The sequence below is a fragment of the Devosia sp. genome (assembly GCF_017307565.1).
GTDB lineage: Bacteria > Pseudomonadota > Alphaproteobacteria > Rhizobiales > Devosiaceae > Devosia.
The window spans coordinates 1-5,266 of the sequence record NZ_JAFKHD010000165.1 but is presented as its reverse complement, the minus strand read 5'-3'; the positions used below and the strand labels follow the sequence as shown (position 1 = coordinate 5,266).

6 protein-coding genes are annotated in these 5,266 nt (G+C 61.5%); all 6 read left to right on the top strand.

Annotation, left to right across the window (positions count from 1 at the left end; translation table 11 throughout):
* The first annotated feature begins 43 nt into the window (after positions 1–43).
* Positions 44–1,858: a translational GTPase TypA gene (typA, locus tag J0I64_RS04575; protein WP_291406429.1), complete on the top strand. Its 1,815-nt coding sequence runs from the start codon at positions 44–46 to the stop codon at positions 1,856–1,858.
* A gap of 85 nt (positions 1,859–1,943) precedes the next feature.
* Entirely contained in the window at positions 1,944–2,552 is a 609-nt protein-coding gene (locus tag J0I64_RS04570; protein WP_291406428.1) for a DedA family protein, read from the top strand.
* Positions 2,553–2,903: 351 nt separating this feature from the next.
* Positions 2,904–3,206 (top strand): YggT family protein, encoded by a 303-nt coding sequence (locus J0I64_RS04565; protein ID WP_291406427.1) that lies wholly within the window; start codon positions 2,904–2,906, stop codon positions 3,204–3,206.
* Positions 3,187–3,510 (top strand): DUF167 family protein, encoded by a 324-nt coding sequence (locus J0I64_RS04560; RefSeq protein ID WP_291406426.1) that lies wholly within the window; start codon positions 3,187–3,189, stop codon positions 3,508–3,510. Before J0I64_RS04565 ends, J0I64_RS04560 begins: the two co-directional genes overlap by 20 nt.
* Before the next feature lie 76 nt (positions 3,511–3,586).
* Positions 3,587–3,886: a hypothetical protein gene (locus J0I64_RS04555; protein ID WP_291406425.1), complete on the top strand. Its 300-nt coding sequence runs from the start codon at positions 3,587–3,589 to the stop codon at positions 3,884–3,886.
* A 184-nt stretch (positions 3,887–4,070) separates the two neighbouring features.
* The coding region (locus J0I64_RS04550; RefSeq protein ID WP_291406424.1) for a sodium/proton-translocating pyrophosphatase at positions 4,071–5,266 on the top strand (1,196 nt) is incomplete at its 3' end.

The window sequence follows — 5,266 nt, the reverse complement described above, 5'->3', positions numbered from 1 at the left end:
CCTCCTTGCTGCCGCTGGACCATGCCCCAACACCCCGGTGCCCATGTCCCTGCGCAATATTGCCATCATCGCCCACGTTGACCACGGTAAGACCACCATGATCGACGTCCTGCTCAAGCAGTCGGGCTCATTTCGCGAAAACGAGCGCGTTGAAGAACGCGCCATGGACAGCAATGATATCGAGCGCGAGCGCGGTATCACCATTCTGGCCAAGGTGACTTCCCTCCTCTGGAAGGACACCCGCATCAATATCGTCGACACGCCCGGCCACGCCGACTTCGGCGGTGAAGTCGAGCGCATCCTCTCCATGGTCGATGGCGTGGTTATCCTCGTCGACGCCGCCGAAGGCCCGATGCCGCAGACCAAGTTCGTGCTTGGCAAGGCGCTGGCCCAGGGCCTGCGTCCGATCGTTGCCATCAACAAGATCGACAAGTCCGACGAGCGCCACCTCGAAGTGCTCGAAGAAATCTTCGATCTGTTTATCGCGCTCGATGCGACCCCCGAACAGCTCGACTTCCCGGTCCTTTATGGTTCGGGCAAGGGTGGCTGGATGGCCCACGAGCCGGATGGCCCGCGCGAAAGCCTCGCGCCGCTGCTCGACAAGGTTGTCGAATATGTGCCTGCGCCGAAGGTGGAAGAAGGCGCGTTCCGCATGCTGGTCACCACCATTGAGCGCAACCCGTTCCTTGGCCGCATCCTGACCGGCCGCATCACTTCGGGCAGTGTCAAGTCGAACGACCCCATTCACACGCTCAACCGTGAAGGCAAGGAAGTCGAAAAGGGCCGCGTCTCGAAGGTTCTGGCATTCCGTGGCCTTGAGCGCACCCCGGTTGATATCGGCGAAGCCGGCGACATCGTCGCTATTGCCGGTCTCGTCACCTCGACGGTGGCCGATACGATCTGCGCTACTTCGGTGACCCAGCCGATCGCCGCCAAGCCGATTGATCCCCCGACCCTGTCGGTCACCTTCCGCATCAATGACGGCCCGCTGGCCGGTCGTGAAGGCGACAAGGTGCAGTCGCGCGTCATCCGCGAGCGCCTGATGCGCGAAGCCGAAGGTAACGTTGCGATCCGCGTGACCCCGGGCGACGACAACGACTCCTATGACGTTGCCGGCCGCGGCGAACTTCAGCTCGCCGTTCTCATCGAAAACATGCGCCGCGAAGGCTTCGAGCTGACCATCGGTCGCCCGAAAGTCCTGATGCAGGACATCGATGGCGTCCGTCACGAGCCGATCGAAGAAGTCATCATCGACGTCGATGACGAATTCACCGGCGCCGTCGTCCAGAAGCTCACCGAGCGCAAGGGCGAACTGACCGACATGCGTCCGTCCGGCGTTGGCCGTACCCGTATTCAGCTGCTGGTCCCGACCCGTTCGCTGATCGGCTACCAGCCCGAACTGCTCTCGGACACCCGTGGCACGGCTATCTTCAACCGCCTGTTCCACTCCTTTGTGCCGTATAAGGGCGAGCTTCCGGGCCGTCGCACTGGCGTCTTGATCTCGAACGGCACCGGCCAGTCCGTTGCCTTCGCGCTCTGGAACCTCGAAGACCGCGGCCCGATCATGATCGATGCCGGCGTCGACATCTATGAAGGCATGATCGTAGGCGAGCACTCCCGCGAGAACGACCTCGAAGTCAACGCGCTCAAGGGCAAGCAGCTGACCAATATCCGCACGACCTCCAAGGACGAAGCGGTGCGCCTGACGACCCCGAAGAAGCTGACCCTCGAACAGTCGCTCGGCTATATTGCCGAAGACGAATATGTCGAAGTGACGCCGAAATCGATCCGCCTGCGCAAGATCTGGCTCGATCCGAACGATCGCAAGCGCATGAGCCGCGCTGCCAAGTCGGCCTAAGAGTTTTCTTAAAACTCATTCGCGAATGTCACAGGAATGCCCGGCTTGTCCGGGCATTCTCTTATGAACAGTGCACGGAGTGCCAATGACCGACTGGATCATCCAGACCATCACCGATCTCGGCTATGTCGGAATCTTTCTCGTCATGCTCGCCGAGTCGATTTTTCCCCCGATCCCGTCGGAACTCATCATTCCCTTTGCCGGTTTCGCGGCCGCCAATGGCGACCTCAATCTTTTCGGCGTGCTGTTCACCGCTACGTTCGGTGCCGTCGTCGGCATGCTGCCTTGGTACTATGCCGGCCGCTTCTTCGGCCTTGATCGCGTGCGTTACCTGGCCGACCGGTTCGGTCGCGTCATGGCTTTCAATGCCGACGAGATCGATGTCGCGGTAAAATGGTTCACCCGCTATGGACCGGTGATCGTGCTTTTCGGCCGCCTGATCCCGCTGATCCGCACGCTGATTTCCATTCCCGCCGGCCTCTCGCGCATGAGTCTGCCCGTGTTCCTCCTCGCCTCGACCACCGGAGCCCTGATCTGGAACACCTTTCTCACGCTCTCGGGCTATCTGCTGCATGAGCATTACGAGGTCATCGAAGTCGTGCTCGATCCGCTGAGCTATGTGGTGCTCGGCCTTGTCGTCGTGCTCTACCTCGTCAAGGTCGCGACCTGGAAGCCGAGCCGCCAGCCAGGCTGATCCTGCCTCGCAAAATGCAACGCGCTTCGCATTTTGCGAAGCGTGCGCGATGCAAAAACATCAATGGTAATAAGCGCTTAATCTTTGATCCCGGTTTTCCGGCATGAGGGCAACTGGCACGGTTCGTGCAAAGAGGTGCCTGTCCGGATCATTTGTACTGCGTACCGGATGTCAGTCATTTGGGCCCCGTATCGCTTGCCCGGTGCGGGGCTCCGGCTTGTCTGGAGCCATGTCTGTCGCGCTAGTCGGCCGAAACCCGGTTGCCACTTTTCCTCGAAGCGCTCGGGGTTAGTCTTGTCGGAAATGACCTAACCCACTAGATATTTCGGACCTTTTCTCGCGGAGACGCCCATGCGCGCCGTTCTCGACATCATTCTCATCCTGCTTCAGCTCTATTGGTGGGTCCTGCTCGTCATGATCATCATGAGCTGGCTGATCTCGTTCAATGTGATCAACACCCGCAACCAGTTCGTCGAAGCGGTCTGGCGCGTGCTCAATCAGCTCACCGAGCCGGTGCTGCGGCCGATCAGACGAATGCTGCCCAATTTCTCGGGCCTCGACCTCTCCCCGCTGGTGGCCTTCCTGATCATCTTCTTCATCCAGTCGATCATCGGCTACTATATCTATCCCGCCGTTGCCCGCGCCGGCATCTAGCGCCTTTCGCATCACGCCGGAGGGACTGCTGCTGTTCCTCCGCGTCACCCCCAATGCCGGCCGCGACGCGGTGGACGGCATTGAAACCCGCGACGATGCGACCACGGTTCTGCGTGTGCGCGTCGCCGCCGTGCCCGACAAGGGCAAGGCCAATGCCGCTGTCATCGCGCTTGTGGCCAAGACCCTCGGCGTTCCCAAATCGTCCATTGTGCTCGTGAGCGGGGAAACCGGGCGGCAGAAGACGCTGCGCATCGCCCCGGTCACCGAAGGGCTTCTCGCCCAGCTTGCGGAGCTTGCCCGCTAAACGGCGCATTCAGCGGCAGTTCAGGCCCTTGGCACCAGTCTCGTGCATCGCAACCAGAACCGCAGGGGTTCTCAAAATGCACAGGACCATTCTCGCCGCCACTGCCCTCGTCGCGCTTTCTGTCGCCTTCATCCCGCCCGCCTTTGCCATGAAGGGGATCGACGCGACGCGTTCGTGCAATGCCCAGCCGGCCCGTTGCCATGCCCATATCGACCCGTCCGGCTCGGTGGTCATCTCGGTCGATGGCTACATCATCATCTGTCCCGCCCCCGATCAGGAATGTCAGGTCGACGTCCGGCCGACGCGGACCATTCCCGGCGGCAAGGGGGGCGCAACCGCGCCCAAAGACCTGCCGATCAGCCGCCAGCTGCGTTGAGCCATCCGAGGCGCGACAAACCGTCACACTTTCCAATTGCTTAACGCCCTGAACCGGTTAATCTCCTCTTCGGGAGGAGGTCCGCCGGAGGGCGGTTGCGGACCGGACAGGGGGCATTCGCACCCACAAAGAGCTGGCCACGGCCGGGGCGGGCCTCGAATCTTTCATTCGAGGAACGGTTTTCATGGATCTGGCACTTTGGCTGATCGTCGCCTGCGGCGGATTGGCTGTTGTTTATGGCATCGTTACCACGCAGGGCCTGCTCAAGGCCGACGCGGGGTCTGCCCGTATGCAGGAAATTTCCGCCGCCGTACGCGAAGGCGCTTCGGCCTATCTCAAACGCCAATATACCACCATCGCCATTGTCGGCGTGGTCATCCTCATTGCCGCCTGGCTCCTGCTGGGACCGCATGCGGCCGTTGGCTTCCTGATCGGCGCCGTGCTCTCGGGCGCAGCCGGCTTTATCGGTATGAACGTTTCGGTGCGCGCCAATGTGCGCGTGGCCCAGGCGGCCATTTCGTCGCTCTCCAAAGGGCTCGATCTCGCCTTCAAGTCCGGCGCGGTTACAGGCATGCTGGTCGCGGGCCTCGGCCTTCTCGGGGTGACGCTCTACTTCATCATCCTCACCGGCATGGGCAATGCGCCGACAAGCCGCGTCGTCATCGACTCGCTCGTGGCGCTTTCCTTCGGCGCTTCGCTGATTTCCATCTTCGCCCGTCTCGGCGGCGGCATTTTCACCAAGGGTGCCGACGTTGGCGGCGACATGGTGGGCAAGGTCGAAGCCGGCATTCCGGAAGACGATCCGCGCAATCCGGCCACCATCGCCGACAATGTGGGCGACAATGTCGGCGATTGCGCCGGCATGGCCGCCGACCTTTTTGAAACCTATGTGGTGACCATTGTCGCCACCATGGTGCTGGCGGCGATCATCCTGCCCGATACGCTGAAACTGACGGGCATGGTGCTGCCTCTCGCCATTGGCGGGGCCTGTGTCATCACCTCCATCATCGGCACCTATTTCGTCAAACTCGGCGCTGACAACAACATCATGGGGGCGCTCTATAAGGGCGTCATCGCTTCGGGCGTGCTCTCGCTCGTGGCGCTGCTGCCCGTGCTCTGGCTGCTGTTCGGCGACATGAACCTGACGATCGAAACGGCGGGCAAGACCTTTACGCCCTGGAGCCTTTTCTGGTGCGGCGTGGTTGGTCTCGTCATCACGGGCCTGATCATCGTCATCACCGAATATTATACCGGCACCAATCGCCGCCCGGTGAATTCGATCGCCGAAGCCTCGGTCACCGGCCACGGCACCAACGTCATCCAGGGTCTTGCCGTATCGCTGGAATCGACGGCGCTGCCGGCCCTCGTGATCATTGCCGG

Bases quoted from the DNA above. Each gene is read 5' to 3' on its own strand.
- J0I64_RS04570 (WP_291406428.1), top strand. From the start codon at position 1,944: ATGACCGACTGGATCATCCAGACCATCACCGATCTCGGCTATGTCGGA.
- J0I64_RS04555 (WP_291406425.1), top strand. From the start codon at position 3,587: ATGCACAGGACCATTCTCGCCGCCACTGCCCTCGTCGCGCTTTCTGTC.
- J0I64_RS04565 (WP_291406427.1), top strand. From the start codon at position 2,904: ATGCGCGCCGTTCTCGACATCATTCTCATCCTGCTTCAGCTCTATTGG.
- typA (WP_291406429.1), top strand. From the start codon at position 44: ATGTCCCTGCGCAATATTGCCATCATCGCCCACGTTGACCACGGTAAG.